12 protein-coding genes and 1 tRNA gene are annotated in these 15,324 nt (G+C 68.8%); 7 read left to right on the forward strand and 6 right to left on the reverse strand.

The window, feature by feature from the left end:
• The first annotated feature begins 47 nt into the window (after positions 1-47).
• On the forward strand, positions 48-1,226 hold the full coding sequence (locus NW198_RS09430; protein WP_087316441.1) for an ABC transporter ATP-binding protein: 1,179 nt from the start codon (positions 48-50) through the stop codon (positions 1,224-1,226).
• Between the two features lie 158 nt (positions 1,227-1,384).
• Here the strand turns inward: NW198_RS09430 and ilvC are convergent, their stop codons facing one another.
• The 4 genes from ilvC to ilvD form a co-directional block, all read right to left on the reverse strand.
• Entirely contained in the window at positions 1,385-2,380 is a 996-nt protein-coding gene (ilvC, locus tag NW198_RS09435; protein WP_087316439.1) for a ketol-acid reductoisomerase, read from the reverse strand.
• Positions 2,381-2,475: 95 nt separating this feature from the next.
• Complete coding sequence (gene ilvN, locus NW198_RS09440) at positions 2,476-2,961, reverse strand: acetolactate synthase small subunit (RefSeq protein ID WP_087316437.1); 486 nt, start codon at positions 2,959-2,961, stop codon at positions 2,476-2,478.
• Complete coding sequence (ilvB, locus tag NW198_RS09445; protein ID WP_258340917.1) at positions 2,961-4,835, reverse strand: biosynthetic-type acetolactate synthase large subunit; 1,875 nt, start codon at positions 4,833-4,835, stop codon at positions 2,961-2,963. Before ilvB ends, ilvN begins: the two co-directional genes overlap by 1 nt.
• Positions 4,832-6,496: a dihydroxy-acid dehydratase gene (ilvD, locus tag NW198_RS09450; protein WP_258340918.1), complete on the reverse strand. Its 1,665-nt coding sequence runs from the start codon at positions 6,494-6,496 to the stop codon at positions 4,832-4,834. The genes ilvB and ilvD overlap by 4 nt, the downstream gene beginning before the upstream one ends.
• 441 nt (positions 6,497-6,937) lie before the next feature.
• On the opposite strand from ilvD, the gene NW198_RS09455 reads away from it, so the two are divergent.
• A complete protein-coding gene (locus NW198_RS09455; protein ID WP_258340919.1) occupies positions 6,938-8,557 on the forward strand; it encodes a hypothetical protein in 1,620 nt (539 codons plus the stop codon).
• Here the strand turns inward: NW198_RS09455 and ilvA are convergent.
• Positions 8,554-9,774, reverse strand: a complete 1,221-nt coding sequence (gene ilvA / locus NW198_RS09460) for a threonine ammonia-lyase (protein ID WP_087316430.1) — start codon at positions 9,772-9,774, stop codon at positions 8,554-8,556. The two genes, NW198_RS09455 and ilvA, sit on opposite strands and share 4 nt — an antisense overlap.
• 119 nt (positions 9,775-9,893) lie before the next feature.
• On the opposite strand from ilvA, the gene NW198_RS09465 reads away from it, so the two are divergent.
• Positions 9,894-10,727, forward strand: a complete 834-nt coding sequence (locus NW198_RS09465) for an ABC transporter ATP-binding protein (protein ID WP_087316428.1) — start codon at positions 9,894-9,896, stop codon at positions 10,725-10,727.
• 49 nt (positions 10,728-10,776) lie between these two features.
• Here NW198_RS09465 and NW198_RS09470 read toward each other — a convergent pair.
• Positions 10,777-10,852 (reverse strand) — tRNA-Ala (locus NW198_RS09470).
• Positions 10,853-11,275: 423 nt separating this feature from the next.
• Between NW198_RS09470 and NW198_RS09475 the strand changes: the two genes are divergently transcribed.
• Genes NW198_RS09475 through NW198_RS09490 form a run of 4 tightly spaced genes read left to right on the forward strand, consistent with a single transcriptional unit; the run spans position 11,276 to position 15,323 of the window.
• Positions 11,276-12,514 (forward strand): MraY family glycosyltransferase, encoded by a 1,239-nt coding sequence (locus NW198_RS09475; RefSeq protein ID WP_087316426.1) that lies wholly within the window; start codon positions 11,276-11,278, stop codon positions 12,512-12,514.
• Entirely contained in the window at positions 12,507-13,481 is a 975-nt protein-coding gene (locus NW198_RS09480) for a radical SAM protein (RefSeq protein ID WP_087316424.1), read from the forward strand. Before NW198_RS09475 ends, NW198_RS09480 begins: the two co-directional genes overlap by 8 nt.
• A gap of 31 nt (positions 13,482-13,512) precedes the next feature.
• Complete coding sequence (locus tag NW198_RS09485) at positions 13,513-13,824, forward strand: hypothetical protein (protein ID WP_087316422.1); 312 nt, start codon at positions 13,513-13,515, stop codon at positions 13,822-13,824.
• A gap of 8 nt (positions 13,825-13,832) precedes the next feature.
• Positions 13,833-15,323, forward strand: a complete 1,491-nt coding sequence (locus NW198_RS09490; protein WP_087316420.1) for a nicotinate phosphoribosyltransferase — start codon at positions 13,833-13,835, stop codon at positions 15,321-15,323.
• Position 15,324: the final 1 nt, after the last annotated feature.

Consider the following 15,324-nt stretch of genomic DNA (forward strand, 5'->3'; position numbering starts at 1 on the left):
ACGCAAGACAAGAACCACCGAGAAGAACGATCGGAAGGATGCCCATCATGTCCCAGGTTTCCATCAAGCACGTCGAGAAGGTCTACGGGCCGACCTCCGGCCACCGCCGCCACGCCAAGAAGGGCAACGCCAACCTCAAGGTGACCGACGAGGGCGTCGTCGCCGTGGAGGACTTCAACCTCGAGATCGCCGACGGCGAGTTCATCGTGCTCGTGGGCCCCTCGGGCTGCGGCAAGTCCACGATGCTGCGCATGGTCGCCGGCCTCGAGGAGATCACGCGCGGCGAGGTCTGCATCGACGGCCGCGTGGTCAACGACGTCCAGCCGCGCGACCGCGACATCGCGATGGTCTTCCAGAACTACGCCCTCTACCCGCACAAGACCGTCCGCGGCAACATGGAGTACCCGCTCAAGCTCCGCAAGACCCCCAAGGACGAGATGAACCGCCGCGTCGAGGAGGCCGCGCAGATTCTGGGCATCACCGCACTTCTCGACCGCAAGCCCAAGGCGCTTTCCGGCGGCCAGCGCCAGCGCGTGGCCATCGGCCGCGCCATCGTGCGCGACCCCAAGGTCCTGCTCATGGACGAGCCGCTCTCCAACCTCGACGCCAAGCTGCGCAACCAGATGCGCTCCGAGATCATCAAGCTGCGTCAGCGCATCCACTCTACGTTCATCTACGTGACGCACGACCAGACCGAGGCCATGACGCTCGGCGACCGCATCGTGGTCATGAAGGACGGCATGGTCCAGCAGATCGGCACGCCCCAGGAGGTCTACGACACCCCGGCTAACATCTTCGTGGCGGGCTTCATCGGCGTGCCGCAGATGAACTTCTACGACGCGCGCCTGGTCCGCGACGGCGACGCCTATCACGTGGAGCTCGACGGCATCTCCGTGGCGCTCCCGGCCGAGAAGTGCGCGCGGCTCGCGGCGCGCGGCGTGGGCACCTGCGACGTCACGCTCGGCGTGCGCCCCGAGAACATCGAGCGCGCGCAGGCGGGCCCGAACTCCCTCACCGGCACCGTCGAGACCACCGAGATGATGGGCAGCGCCGTGCACCTGCACGTGAGCGTGGACGGCAAGGACAGCATCATCATCCTGCAGAACAACCCCGAGGACGGCGAGCGCCCGGCCGACATCCGCGTGGGCGACACCGTGTCCTTCGCCTTCTCCGGCGCGGTGGCCCACCTCTTCGACCGCCAGACCGAGAAGAACCTCGAGCTCTAGCTCCGGCTCTGGCTCAGGTCCCGCAAGCCCTTTCCTCCCCGGGGCGCGCCGCCCCTCTCCTTCCTGCGGCGCGCCCCAAACGACGGGCCCGGCGCCGCAGATGGCAGCACCGGGCCCGCAGTCTGTTAATTGGGGACAGTCCCCAATTAACAGAGAGGCTACTTTTTGATCCAGCTGAACATGGAGCGGATCTTCTCGCCGGTCTTCTCGATGGGGTGGGAGTTGATCTCCTCGCGCTTCTCGAGCAGCCACTTGTGGCCGTTGTTGCAGTCGTCGACGAACTCCTGCGCGAAGCTGCCGTCCTGGATGCGGGCGAGGATCTCCTTCATGGCCGCGCGGGACTGCTCGTTGATGACCTTGGGGCCGGCGTAGTACTCGCCGTACTCGGCGGTGTTGGAGATGGAGTAGTTCATGAAGTGGATGCCGGACTCGTACATGAGGTCGACGATCATCTTCATCTCGTGGTAGACCTCGAAGTACGCGAGCTCCTCGGGGTAGCCCGCCTCGGTGAGGGTTTCGAAGCCGGCCTTCACCAGCTCGACGAGGCCGCCGCAGAGCACGGCCTGCTCGCCGAAGAGGTCCTCCTCGGTCTCCTCCTTGAAGGTGGCCTTGATGATGCCGGAGCGGGCTCCGCCGACGCCCCAGCAGTAGGACAGGGCGATGTCCCAGGCGTCGCCGGTGGCGTCCTGCGCGACGCAGGCGAGGTCGGGCACGCCGGAGCCCTCGGTGTACTGGCGGCGGACGATGTGGCCCGGGCCCTTGGGCGCGCACATGATGACGTTGACGTCCTCGGGGGCCTTGATGTAGCCGTAGTGGATGTTGAAGCCGTGGGCGAAGGCGAGGGTGTCACCGGCCTTGAGGTGGTCCTTGACGTGCTCCTCATAGACCTTGGGCTGGATCTCGTCGGGGACGAGCATCATGATGACGTCGGCCTCCTCCGCCGCGTCGTCCATGCTCATGACCTTGAGGCCGGCCTCCTGGGCCGCCTGGGCCGACTTGGAGCCCTCGCGCAGGCCCACGCGGACGTCCACGCCGGAGTCCATGAGGTTGAGCGCGTGGGCGTGGCCCTGGGAGCCGTAGCCGATGATGGCGACCTTCTTGCCCAGGATCACCTCGGGGTTGACGTCGTTCTCGTAGTAGATCGTGACGGCCATGCTTTTCTCCTTAGTCTTGCCGTTATTGCTATGCTCATCCGCCGAGAAGGACGGCGGGTGGTGCCGGGTCGATGAGAGGGGACGGCCCCTTCTCGTCACTGCTCATGGGCGCCGCGGGCCATGGCGATCTTGCCCGTGCGCGTGAGCTGCTTGATGCCGTAGCCGCGGAAGAGGTCCTCCATCGCGTCGAGCTTGCTCGCGGCGCCGGTGGCCTCGATCGTGAGCGTGTTCCTGCCCACGTCGACGACCTTGGCGCGGAAGACGTTGGCGATCTCGATGACCTCGTGCCGGCGCTCCGGGGAGGACTGGACCTTGAAGAGCACGAGCTCGCGCTCGACGGCCTCCTCGTAGGTGAGGTCGGAGATCTTGTAGACCGAGACGAGCTTGTGGAGCTGCTTGGTGATCTGCTCGAAGCCCACCTCGTCGGCCTCGACGATGATGGTCATGCGGGAGAGGTTCTCGTCCTCGGTGGGGGCGACGGTGAGCGACTCGATGTTGAAGCCGCGGCGGCTGATGAGGCCCGTGACGCGGGAGAGCACGCCCGGCTTGTTCTCGACGAGAACTGAGAGCAGGTAGTTCATCACTCATCAACTCCTTCGTGGGACGGGCGCGGGCGTCCGGCCTCGCCGAAGCCCTTCTCGGTGACGCGGACGCCGCCGAGGGTCACGTCGAGCGCGCCGATGATGTCGTCGATCGGGGCGCCGGGGGCGACCATCGGGTAGACCGTCTGCGCGGCGGGGATGAGCACGTCGAGCAGGTACGGGCCGTCCGCGGCGAGCATCTCGTCGAGCGCGGCGTCGATCTCCTCGGGCCGCGAGATGCGCGTGGCCTGCCAGCCGTAGGCGTCGGCGAGCTTGACGAAGTCGGGGTTGTCCGCGAGCTCGGTGAACGAGAAGCGGTCGTTGTAGAAGAGGTGCTGCCACTGGTGGACCATGCCGAGTGCGCGGTTGTCGATGATGACGACCTTGACGTTGACGCCGTTGATCTTGGCAGTTGCCATCTCCTGGCTGTTCATCTGGAACGAGCCGTCGCCGGCGATGCAGACGACCTGCTCGTCGGGGCAGCCGATCTTGGCGCCGATGGCGGCGGGGAAGCCAAAGCCCATCGTGCCGAGGCCGCCGGAGGAGATGAAGGTGCGCGCGTGCTCGCGGTGGATGTTCTGCATGGCCCACATCTGGTGCTGGCCGACCTCGGTGGTGACGATGGAGGCGTGGGGGTCGAGCTTGGCGGAGAGCGTCTCGAGAAGGACCTCGGGGGCGATCTTATCGGGGTAGTCCGCGAAGTCCGAGGTGTAGAACGGCCAGCGCTCGCGCCACTCGAAGACCTCGTCGCGCCAGGCCTCGGCCACCGGCGCGGCGCCCATCTTCTCGAGGCGCTCGTTGATCGCGGCGAGGACCACCTTGACGTCGCCCACGATGGGGACGGCGGGGTTGACGATCTTGCCGATCTCGGCCGGGTCGATGTCGATGTGGATGATCTTGGCGTGCGGGGCGAACTCGGAGACCTTGCCGGTCACGCGGTCCGAGAAGCGCGCGCCGCAGGCGACGATGAGGTCGGACTCGGTCACGGCCATGTTGGCGTACTTGGAGCCGTGCATGCCCACGGGCCCGAGGTTGAGCGGGTTGGAGCAGGGGATGGCCGCCTTGCCCATGAGGGTGGTGACCACGGGGATCTGCATGCGCTCGGCGAGCTCCACGAGCTCGGGGCAGGCGTGGGAGGCCACGATGCCGCCGCCGGCCATGATCAGCGGCCGCCTCGCCTCGGAGATGAGCTGCGCGGCCTGCTTGACCTGCTTGGCGTTGCCCTTGTAGGTGGGGCGGTAGCTCGGGATGTTGACGGTGTCGGGATAGTGGAAGACCATCTCGGAGCCGGAGAGGTCACTTGGGATGTCGATGAGGACCGGTCCCGGGCGGCCGGTCGAGGCGATGTAGAAGGCCTCGCGGAAGGTGCGCGTGAGGTCGTCGGTGGACTGCAGCAGGAAGCTGTGCTTTACGATGGGCATGGTGATGCCCACGATGTCGGACTCCTGGAAGGCGTCCGTGCCGATGACGCCGCGAGTGACTTGGCCCGTGATGACCACGAGCGGCACGGAGTCCATGTAGGCCGTGGCGATGCCCGTGACGGTGTTGGTGGCGCCGGGACCCGAGGTCACGAGGACCACGCCGACCTTGCCCGTGGCGCGCGCGTAGCCGTCTGCCATGTGCGTGGCGCCCTGCTCGTGGCGGGCGAGGACGTGATGGATCTTCTTGGAGTCGTAGAGGGCGTCGTAGATCTTGATGGCCTGGCCGCCGGGGTAGCCAAAGATGGTGTCCACGCCCTCGGCCTCGAGGCTGGCGATGATGGCCTGCGCCCCGGTCATGGTCTTGCCCTCGTGCTCGGTGTGGCTGCCCGGGCCAAACGGGCGCCCCTCGATGGCACGCTGTCGCCGGGCGATCTTCTCCTCAACGGTGATCATGAGAGGTATGCCCCCTTGTCTGCGCTCGTGACCAGCTTTGCGTAGCGGGAGAGGACTCCCGTGGCGTACTTGGGTGCGGGCGGCTCCCACCGGGCGCGGCGCTCGGCGAGAACCTCGTCCGCGACGCGCAGCTCGAGCGTGCCGGCCTGGATGTCGATATCGATCGTGTCGCCCTCGCGGACAAGCGCGATCGGGCCGCCGGCCGCGGCCTCGGGGGAGACGTGGCCGATGCACGGGCCCTTGGAGGCGCCCGAGAAGCGCCCGTCGGTGATCAGCGCCACGGAGCTCGCGAGCCCCATGCCGCAGATGGCCGAGGTGGGCGTGAGCATCTCGCGCATGCCGGGTCCGCCCGCCGGGCCCTCGTAGCGGATGACCACCACGTCGCCCGGGTTGATCGCCCCGCCGAAGATGGCCTCGCAGGCCGCCTCCTCGGAGTCGAACACGCGCGCCGGGCCGGAGTGGCGCCACATGCCCGGGTCGACGGCGCTCTTCTTGACCACGCCGCAGTCGGGCGCGAGGCTGCCGCGCATGACCTTGAGTCCGCCGTCGGGGGAGTAGGCGTTTTCCACGCTGCGGACGACCTCGCCGTCGACGGGCGGGCAGGAGGCGACCCACTCGGCCATGGTGCCGTGGCAGGTGAGGGCGGTGAGGTCGAGGTGCCCGGTGCGGCCGAGCTCGCCGATGATGGCGGAGACGCCGCCGACGTCGTTCAGGTCCTGGATGTGGAGCGGCCCCGCGGGCGCGATGCGCACGATGTTGGGGGTCTCCGCGGAGGCGCGGTCCCAGTCGTCCATCGTGACCGGGCAGCCGGCGGCCTGGGCGATGGCCGTGAGGTGGAGCATCGTGTTGGTGGAGCCGCCGAAGGCCATGTCGAGCACCATGCCGTTGTGGATGGCCGCGGGGGTGAGGATCTGCCGCGCGGTGACGCCCTTCTCGACGAGCTCCATGACCTTCATGCCGGCCCGCTTGGCGAGGCGGATGCGCTCGGAGTAGACGGCCGGCACGGTCCCGTTGCCGGGAAGGGCGATGCCCAGGGCCTCGGCGAGGCAGCAGATCGAGTTGGCGGTGAACATGCCGGAGCAGCTGCCGCAGGTGGGGCAGGCGGTCTTCTCGAGCCAGGAGCACTCCTCCTCGGTCATGGTGCCGGCGGTGACCTGGCCCACGGCGTCGAAGAGGGAGTTGAGGTCGGTCTGCTCGCCGTGGCGCCCGCGGCCGGCGAGCATGGGGCCGCCGGAGACGAGCACGGTGGGGATGTCCAGGCGCGCGGCGGCGATGAGCATGCCAGGGACGATCTTGTCGCAGCTGGGGATCAGGACCATCGCGTCGAACTGGTGGCCCTGGACCGCGCACTCGACGCTGTCGGCGATGACCTCGCGGCTCGTGAGGCTGTAGTGCATGCCCTCGTGGTTCATGGCGATGCCGTCGCAGACGCCGATGGTGTTGACCTGGAGCGGCGTGCTGCCGGCCATGCGCACGCCGGCCTTGACGGCGTCGGCGATCTGCTGGAGGTGAAGGTGCCCGGGGATGACCTCGTTCTGGGCAGAGACCACGGCCACGAGCGGCCGGTCGAGCTCCTCGTCGGTGAGGCCGTCGGCCGCCAGGAGGCTGCGGTGCGGCGCGCGCGCCAGCCCTCGTTTGATCATGTCGCTTCTCAGCTGCATGCTGACCTCGCTTTCCTCGTCGTGTGTGAGAAATGCGAGGCGCAGCCTCGAAGCCGTCACGGTGGCCGCCGGCGCGCGGTACTTCTCGGCGCGTTGGCGGGGGTGGCCCGCCGTCCGGCGCGGAGGTTCTCGCGAGCTGCTCGAGGGAGTCTTCGGGGCCGTCCGGCGCGGGTTCTCACGCTGCCCGCTCGCTGTGGGACGGATGCGGCCCGTACTGGCCCTGTCATCGCATTTGCTCAGTGGGTCGTACTCTACGCGGGTCGTGTTTCGAGGCCGTGACCGCCTGCGAACGGCAGCGTTTCGCCCGCGAGCGGCCCGCTGCGGCGAGGGACTGACACATCCCCCTTGGGAGCCCTCCTCGGGGGCGCGCGGGCCCCGGGGCGAGATTCCTGCTAAAGTCTTGCGTGTGATCCGCGAGAACGAGTCCGGGGAGGGGTCCGCGTGGGTGGCGCACACTTTGCCAAAGGCGACGTGACGGAAGGGGCACGCGAGCCGTCTGACCGCCCCCTGCTGAGGGCGCTGGTCTACGTGGCGGTCGTCGCGCTGGTCGTCGCGAGCGCGGCGCTTCGCTTCCGGACCGGCGACATCGCGTACCAAAACGAGGACGCCACGTGGCACACCCTGCTCACGGTCCAGGCCTATGACGAGACGCCGGCGTCCGAGCACCTGTTCCTCCCGCTCGTCTCCCTCGGCGAGCCGGCCGACAAGCACATCCCCTGGGGCCACACCATCCCCGACGACGCGGGCAACTACTATTACACGTCCTTCTCGCCCGCGGGGTTTGTGGCCGCCTGGGCCTTCATCAAGGCCCTCGGCCTGCCCGTGGCCGAGTCGAGCCTCTATTTGTTTGGAACCGCGCTGCTCGCGGCCTCCGCGGCGGTGCTCGTGCACCTGATTCTGGTGGCCTTCGACCGCAGTCCGCATCGAGAGGCGCTCGCCCTGGGCGGGGCGGTGCTCTACGTCTTTGTGCCGGAGATTCTCCACGGCATGGGCCTGGTCTACTGGCATCAGTCGCTCATGCAGGTGACGCTGCTTCTCCAGGTGGCCGCCTACTACCACTACGCCGTGCGCGGCTCGCGCGCCTGGCGCGTCGCCTTCTACGCCCTCGCGCTTCTCAACCCCTACGTCGAGTGGACGGGATACGTCGCCAACGTGGGCTTTGCCCTCGCCGAGCTCGCGAGGGGAAGGCGCGACGGCTGGGCGCGCGCCCTGGGCAGGGCCTGCGCGGTCGGCGCGCTGACGCTCGCGTCGTTTGCCCTGTTCTGCGCGCACTACCTCATGCGCGTGAGCGCGGCGGACTTCGCGGGTTCGCTGCTGTTCAGCTTCACCGCCCGCAACGCAGCCTCCACCGACGTCACCTTCCTCGACCTGCTCGCCGGCTACCCCGTGGCGCTTCGCTGGCTGCTCGCGGCGCTCGCGGTCCTGCTCGCACTCGCGCTCGTGGCCCGGCGGGGGAGGCTCTCGCTCGCGCCGGGCATGGGGACGCTGCTGTTTGTCTCGGCCTTCCCCGTGCTGGAGAACGTCATCATGAAGCAGCACGCCTGCCGGTACAGCTATGACATGATGAAGGCGGCGGTGCCGCTCGTGCTGCTTGCGTGCGAGCTCGCGAGAAACGCGATCGAGGCGCCCCGCGACCGGCGCCTCGGCACCGTGGGCGCCGCGTCCTTCGTGGCGCTCGCGGTGGCCGCCTCGGCCCTGAACTTCGCCTCCTACGCCGCGGACGAGCACTACGTGAAGGACAACCCCCACCGCTCCGACGACGCGGCGATCGCGCGCGAGGTGACCGAGCGCTACCCCGACGCCCTCTACGCCTGCGACCGCGGCGTCAGGGGCTACGTCAACCTGCTCTTCGGGCGGGGCGTCTACGAGTTCCAGACCCTCGAGGGCGCGCGCGAGCTCGCCGCCGAGCGCGGCGACGACACGGTGGTGCTCGTCTCCATGCAGTCCTCGGTGGTGCTCAACGTGCAGGTCATATCGCCGGAGGACCCCGAGGGCGTCACGTACACGGTGAGCGAGGGGCAAGTCACCCGGACGCCGGGGCTGCCGGAGCCCGCGGCCTAGAGCGAGGTCTGGACGAGGGAGGGCGAGAAGCCCGCGGCCTCGAGCGCCGCGACAATCTGCCGCTTGTGGTCGGTCCCGTACGCCTCGATCGTGACGCGCAGCTCCACGGCGGCGTTGCGGTTGGTCGAGACGAACTGGTTGTGCTCGAGCTTGATGACGTTGCCGTTCTGCTCGGCGACGGCCTGCGCCACGCGCACGAGCATGCCGGGGCGGTCGGGCAGAAGCACGCTCACGGTGAAGATGCGGTCGCGCATGATCAGGCCGTGCTGGACGACGGAGCTCATCGTGATGACGTCCATGTTGCCGCCCGAGAGGATCGAGACCACGCGGCGGTTCTCGGCGGGCAGGTGCTTCAGGGCGGCGACGGTGAGAAGGCCCGAGTTCTCGACGATCATCTTGTGGTTCTCGACCATGTCGAGGAAGGCCACGACGAGCTCGTCGTCGGGCACGGTCATGACGTCGTCGAGGTTGTCGCGCAGGTAGGGGAGGACCTGGTCTCCCACCTCGAGCACGGCGGTGCCGTCGGCGATGGTGTTGGCGGAGGGCAGGCGGACGGGGTGCCCCGCCTCGAGCGCCGCGGTGAGCGAGGGCGCCCCCTCGGGCTCCACGCCGATGACGCGGATCTTGGGGTTGTGGAGCTTGGCGAAGGTCGCCACGCCGCAGGCCAGGCCGCCCCCGCCCACGGGCACGAGGATGGTGTCGACGAGCGGCAGCTCCTGGACGACCTCCATGGCGATGGTACCCTGGCCCGTGGCGACGGTGGGGTCGTTGAACGGGTGGATGAAGGTGAGCCCCTCGCGCTCGGCGAGCTCGAGGGCGTAGTCGCAGGCCTCGTCGTAGACGTCGCCGTGCAGGACGACCTCGGCGCCGTAGCCCTTGGTGCGCTCGACCTTGATCAGCGGGGTGGTCGTGGGCATCACCACGACGGAGCGGGCGCCCGCTCGCGACGCGGCGTAGGCGACGCCCTGGGCGTGGTTTCCCGCGCTCGCGGTGATGAGGCCGCGCGAGAGCTCCTCGGGCGAGAGGGTCGAGATCTTGTAGTAGGCGCCGCGCACCTTGTAGGCGCCGGTGCGCTGCATGTTCTCGGGCTTGAGCCAGACGCGGTTGCCGCACTGCGCTGAGAACGACGGGCTCTCCACGAGCTTGGTCTCCTGCGTGACCTCCTTGACCTTCTCCGAGGCCTCCTCGAACGCCTCGAGCGTGAGCATCTCGGCCATGACGACTCCCCCCAACAAAAGTAGACGGCTCGTTACGGGGCCGTCTCCGCGGATTTTCGTTTGTCTATAGTAGTCCTGCCGGGACGCGGACGTCCCGACTCGAGGCGAAGGGGCATCAAATGGAAACCATCGAGAAGGACGGGACGGCCGCACGGACGTCCGCGACCCCGCTCTTCCAGATCCACGACGCGAGCGTGGTTCGCGGCGGCAAGACCATCCTGCACGTGGGCGACTTCACGCTCGGCGAGGGCGAGCACGTGGCGCTTCTGGGCCCCAACGGCGCGGGCAAGTCGACCTTCATCCAGCTGCTCACCCGCGAGGTGTTCCCGGTCTGGCGCGAAGAGCCCCCCGTGCGCTTTCGAGGTCAGGAGCGCCCGCGCCTGGAGGACATCAAGCGGACGCTGGGCATCGTGAGCTCCACGATGCACGACCAGGTGCGCGTGCACCTGCCGGTCATCGACATCGTCACGGGAGGGCTCTTCGGCACGCTCGGTCTGCCGCTGCGCGGAAACGTGGGCGAGAGGGATCGCGCGCTCGCGAGAAGCGCGCTCGAGCGCCTGGGCATCGCCGAGCTCGCCGCGCGCGACGTGATGACGCTCTCGACCGGCCAGGTGCGCCGCGTGCTCGTGGCGCGCGAGCTCGTGCGCGACCCGCAGGTCCTCATCTTCGACGAGCCCTGCACGGGCCTTGACCCCGAGGGGATGTACCACGTCCGCGAGACGATGGGCACGCTCGCCGCGGAGGGGCGCTCGGTCGTGCTCGTGACGCACTATCCGGAGGACATCATCCCCGCCATCGACCGCGTCCTTCTCATCAAGGACGCCGAGGTCTTCGCCGACGGCCCCAAGGCGGAGCTTTTGCGCGGCGAGGTCATGAGCGAGCTCTTTGACGTCCCACTCGTGGTGGGGGAGTCCGGCGGGTGGTACTCGCTTCGCGGGTCCTACGGGGCCTAGCGCAAAAAGGAAGGGCCCGGATGGAGTCATCCGGGCCCTTGGCATCTCATGGTGGAGACGAGGGGATTCGAACCCCCGGCCTCTGCCTTGCGAAGGCAGCGCTCTCCCAGCTGAGCTACGTCCCCAGGCGCATCGCGCGTTGGTTATTGTGGCGGTTTCGCCCTCGGGTGTCAAGCGGGGATTTTGGGTCCCCGCCATGGCGAGAGGGGCCGCGCGACAGCAAGACGCCCCCTGCGGCGAATAATGAACCCACCTCTCAGAAGGTGGGCGTCCCCATCGCGCGTTCCGGCTTCCTCATCAACGGAGGATACCCGTACTGAACACGAGATATCGGACTCCCTCGTAACGCTTGTCGGTTCACCCAGTTTGACCGCAGGGGGACGACACCTCCTACTATACGGGGCCCGCAGGGCGATACCAGTCTTGACTTGGTGGTCCTTCTCGGCAAGAGTAGAGATGTACGTGCGTTTTTCTCGCTCCGTTTGTCTGGCGCGGCGCTTCGGCTATCATGGCAGGGCAGCAAGCTACGGAACGACGAGAGGGGAGACGTGGTACCAGACCTGATTCCGTACCTGTGCCTCTTTCTCGCCGCGCTCCTGACGACGATCCTCACCACGCCGCTCGCGCGCAAAGTCGCCGTCTGGTGCGGCGCGGTCGACTACCCCAACGCTCGCAGGATCAACAAGTCTCCCATCCCGCGCATGGGCGGAATAGCCATCTTCCTGGGCATCGTCGCCGCCTTCGCGGTGCAGTACGTTGGCACCATGAGCCTGGGCTGGCCCGTCGTGCTCGTCCCCTCGCCCAAGCTCGACGTCAACTACGCCATGCTCGTGGCCGCTTTCGTCGTCATCTTTGCCACGGGCCTTTTGGACGACCGCTTCTCCCTCAGGCCCCGACAGAAGCTCCTCGGGCAGGTCCTCGCCGCCACGATCGCCGTCGCGGGCGGGCTGGTGATCGGGGACATCTCCAACCCCTTCGAGCCGGGCGGCTTCATCCAGCTCGGCTGGGTGGCCTATCCCGCCACGGTGCTCTACCTCGTGGCCTACACCAACATCATCAACCTCATCGACGGCCTCGACGGCCTCGCCGCGGGCATCTCCGCCATCGCGAGCTTCACGATGTTCGTCCTGTCCGTCTGGGCGGGACGGCTCGACGCGGCCGCGCTCTCGGTGGCGGTCGCGGGCTCCTCCCTCGGCTTCCTGCGCTACAACTTCCACCCCGCCTCCGTCTTCATGGGCGACTCCGGGGCGCTCACGCTGGGCTTTGCCCTCGGCGCGGTCTCGCTGCTCTCGGTCACGCGCTTCGCGGGCCTCACCACGATCATCGTCCCGCTCGTGATCGCCGCCGTCCCCATCATCGACACCTTCTCCGCGATCGTGCGCCGCCTGCGTGGGCACGTGAGCATCAGCCACGCCGACCGCGGCCACATCCACCACCGCCTCATCGACGAGGGGTACGACCAGCGCCAGGCGGTCCTGGTCATGTACTCCTGGACCGGGCTGCTCTGCGTTGGCTCGCTCGTGATGACTCAGGTTGAGACTGTGCCGCGCATCGTCATCTTCTGCCTGTTGCTGCTCTGTTCCATGGCCTTCGCGCGCCACCTCCACCTCTTCGAGCCGGTGCTGCTGCACCACTACAACCCCAAGACGGGCTCCGACGAGCTCGTGGCGCCCGGCGACGCGGCCTTCGACGAGGAGGCGGAGCAGCTGCACCGTCACCGCTCTCTGGCCGAGCGGGTCTCGGGCGAGAAGGGCGCGGCCGAGAAGGGCGAGCGTGACGATGGCTGAGCCCGACCTTCTGGCGCCGGGGGCCTATGACGCCTGCGCGCTCTGCCCGCGCCGCTGCGGCGCCCGCCGCTCCCAGGGCCGTCCCGGACGCTGCGGCATGACCTCCGAGCTGCGCGTCGCGCGCAGCGCCCTGCACTTCTGGGAGGAGCCGCCCATATCCGGGGACGCCGGCTCGGGCGCGATCTTCTTCTCGGGCTGCCCGCTTCGCTGCGTCTTCTGCCAGAACCACGAGATCTCGGGCGGGGGCTTCGGCCTTACGGTCACCACGGCTCGCCTCGCCGAGATGATGCTCGAGCTCCAGGCGGCGGGCGCGCTCAACGTCAACCTCGTGACCGCGCTTCACTTCGCGCCGCAGGTGCGCGACGCGGTCCTTCTCGCCCGCGAGGCGGGGCTCGAGATTCCCATAGTGTGCAACACCTCCGGCTACGAGCTCGCCGAGGTGGTGCGCGCGCTCTCGGGGACGGTCGACGTGTGGCTCGCCGACTTCAAGTACGCGGACGCGGCGCTCGCCGGGGAGCTCTCCGCGGCCCCGGACTATCCCGAGGTCGCCTCGGAGGCGCTCGAGGCGATGCTCGAGGGCGTGCGCGCCGCCGGCGGACGCGCGCTCGGCGCCGACGGGCGGATGCTCAGGGGCGTCATCGTGCGACACCTCGTGCTGCCGGGCCACGTCGACGACACGTGCGCGGTCCTCGACCGCGTCTGGGAGCTCGCCGGCAACGAGGCGGACCTCTCGCTGATGAACCAGTACACGCCCAACGAGGCGTGCCGACGGGCCGGGGGAGAGCTCTCCCGGGGCGTGACCGAGGAGGAGTACGAGCTTTCGCTCTGCCACGCCGACGACCTCGGCTTCGAGCGAATCTGGTGGCAGGAGGGCGGCACGGTCTCCGAGAGCTTCGTCCCGGCGTTCGACGCCACCGGGGTGCGCGGTCCCGAGCTTGGGGCACCCGCGCCCGCGCAAGGGGTATAAACTGAACACATCCTGCAGACAGGGGGCTACCATGGCGGACAACAACGGTCTCACCGACGAGGAGCGCGCCGAGCTCGAGCAGCTGCGCGCGGAGAAGGCCGCGCGCGAGCAGGCCCAGCGAGACGCCGCGGAGCGCGCCGAGCTCGAGCGCCTGCGCGCCCAGCGCGCCCAGACCGAGGCGGAGCGCGCCCGCGAGGCCCGCGACGCCGAGGCGCGCGAGCGCGGTCGCGCCCTCATGGAGCCCGACGAGGACGACCTCAAGATGTCGTCCGGCCAGAAGATCGTGATCCTCGCCGTCGTGGGCGTCGCCCTCGTGTGGCTCGCCCTCACGGTCCTCGGATAGGAGAAGCCATGTCGCTCACTGACCGCACCAAGCCCACGGACGTCTCGCTCAACACCGACCTCTACGAGCTCACGATGGCCCAGGGGTTCTGGGAGTCGGGCCTCGCGAACGGGCAGGCGTGCTTCAACGCCTTCTTCCGCGACAACCCCTTCGACGGCGGCTACGCGGTGTGCTGCGGCACGGGCCAGCTCGCCGAGCTCGTGGAGAACTTCGTCTTCGAGGACGACGCCATCGAGTTTCTCGCCTCGCTGCCGGCCCCCGGCGGCGGCCCCATGTTCAAGCCCGACTTCCTCGAGTATCTGCGAAACCACCGGCTCGACCTCACGATCCACGCGGTGCCCGAGGGGCAGATCGTCTTCGGGCGCGAGCCCATGGTGCGCGTGGAGGGCCCGGTCATCGACTGCCAGCTCATCGAGACGGCCCTGCTCAACCTCGTGAACTTCCAGACGCTCGTGGCCACCAAGACCGCGCGCGTCGTCCGCGCTGCCGAGGGTCACCCGGTCTCCGACTTCGGCCTGCGCCGCGCCCAGGGCCCCGACGGCGGCCTGGCCGTCGCGCGCGCCTCCTACATCGCCGGCGCGTCCTCGACCTCCAACGTGCTCGCGGGCAAGATTTACGGCATCCCCGTCTTTGGCACGCACGCCCACTCCTGGGTCATGGCCTTCCCGAGCGAGCTCGAGGCCTTCCGCGCCTTCGCGAAGTCGAGCCCCAAGAACTGCGTGCTGCTCCTCGACACCTACGACGTCCACCAGGGCATCCGCAACGCCATCACCGTGGCCAAGGAGATGGAGGAGGCCGGCGAGCGGCTCTCCGCCGTGCGGCTTGACTCGGGCGACCTCGCGCGCCTCTCCAAGGAGGCCCGCGCCGCCTTTGACGAGGCGGGGCTGCCCTACGTCAAGATCTCGGTCTCCAACGACCTCGACGAGTACACCATCCAGTCGCTCTTCGCCCAGGGCGCGCCGATCGACTCCTTCGGCGTGGGCACCAAGCTCGCCACGTGCGACCCCCAGCCCTCGCTCGGCGGCGTGTACAAGCTCTCGGCCGTGCGCTCCGACGAGTCCGAGCCCTGGACGCCGGTCATCAAGCTCTCCGAGCAGTCCTACAAGCGCACGGTCCCGGGCGTCCAGCGCGTCCTGCGCTACTACGACCCCGCCGGCCGACCCACCGCCGACATGCTCGTCGTCGACGAGGTCGCCCGTCCCGGCGTGGCTCGCAAGATGTACGACATCCTCGACCCGTACACCTCCTACGCGCTCGAGGGCGAGCCGCAGGAGCTGCTCGTCAAGCTCGTCGAGCACGGGCGGCGCGCCTGCGAGCCCGAGGGGATCGAGGTCGCCCGCGAGCGCTGCAAGGACGCCCTCATGCGCCTCGACCCCGCGGTCGCGCGCTTCCTGAACCCGCAGACCTATCCGGTGGGCCTCGAGGAGGGCCTCGAGGCGCTCCGCAGCCGCCTGGCGCGCGAGGAGCGCGAGGAGTCCGGCCGTCCCACGGCCGACTAAC

Origin of the sequence: Thermophilibacter sp. ET337 (genome assembly GCF_024733715.1) — a bacterium.
Lineage (GTDB): Bacteria > Actinomycetota > Coriobacteriia > Coriobacteriales > Atopobiaceae > Thermophilibacter.

Coding starts and splice junctions, on each gene's coding strand:
- NW198_RS09430 (WP_087316441.1), top strand. CDS start 48: ATGTCCCAGGTTTCCATCAAGCACGTCGAGAAGGTCTACGGGCCGACC.
- ilvC (WP_087316439.1), bottom strand. CDS start 2,380: ATGGCCGTCACGATCTACTACGAGAACGACGTCAACCCCGAGGTGATC.
- ilvN (WP_087316437.1), bottom strand. CDS start 2,961: ATGAACTACCTGCTCTCAGTTCTCGTCGAGAACAAGCCGGGCGTGCTC.
- ilvB (WP_258340917.1), bottom strand. CDS start 4,835: ATGATCACCGTTGAGGAGAAGATCGCCCGGCGACAGCGTGCCATCGAG.
- ilvD (WP_258340918.1), bottom strand. CDS start 6,496: ATGCAGCTGAGAAGCGACATGATCAAACGAGGGCTGGCGCGCGCGCCG.
- ilvA (WP_087316430.1), bottom strand. CDS start 9,774: ATGGCCGAGATGCTCACGCTCGAGGCGTTCGAGGAGGCCTCGGAGAAG.
- NW198_RS09465 (WP_087316428.1), top strand. CDS start 9,894: ATGGAAACCATCGAGAAGGACGGGACGGCCGCACGGACGTCCGCGACC.
- NW198_RS09480 (WP_087316424.1), top strand. CDS start 12,507: ATGGCTGAGCCCGACCTTCTGGCGCCGGGGGCCTATGACGCCTGCGCG.
- NW198_RS09485 (WP_087316422.1), top strand. CDS start 13,513: ATGGCGGACAACAACGGTCTCACCGACGAGGAGCGCGCCGAGCTCGAG.
- NW198_RS09490 (WP_087316420.1), top strand. CDS start 13,833: ATGTCGCTCACTGACCGCACCAAGCCCACGGACGTCTCGCTCAACACC.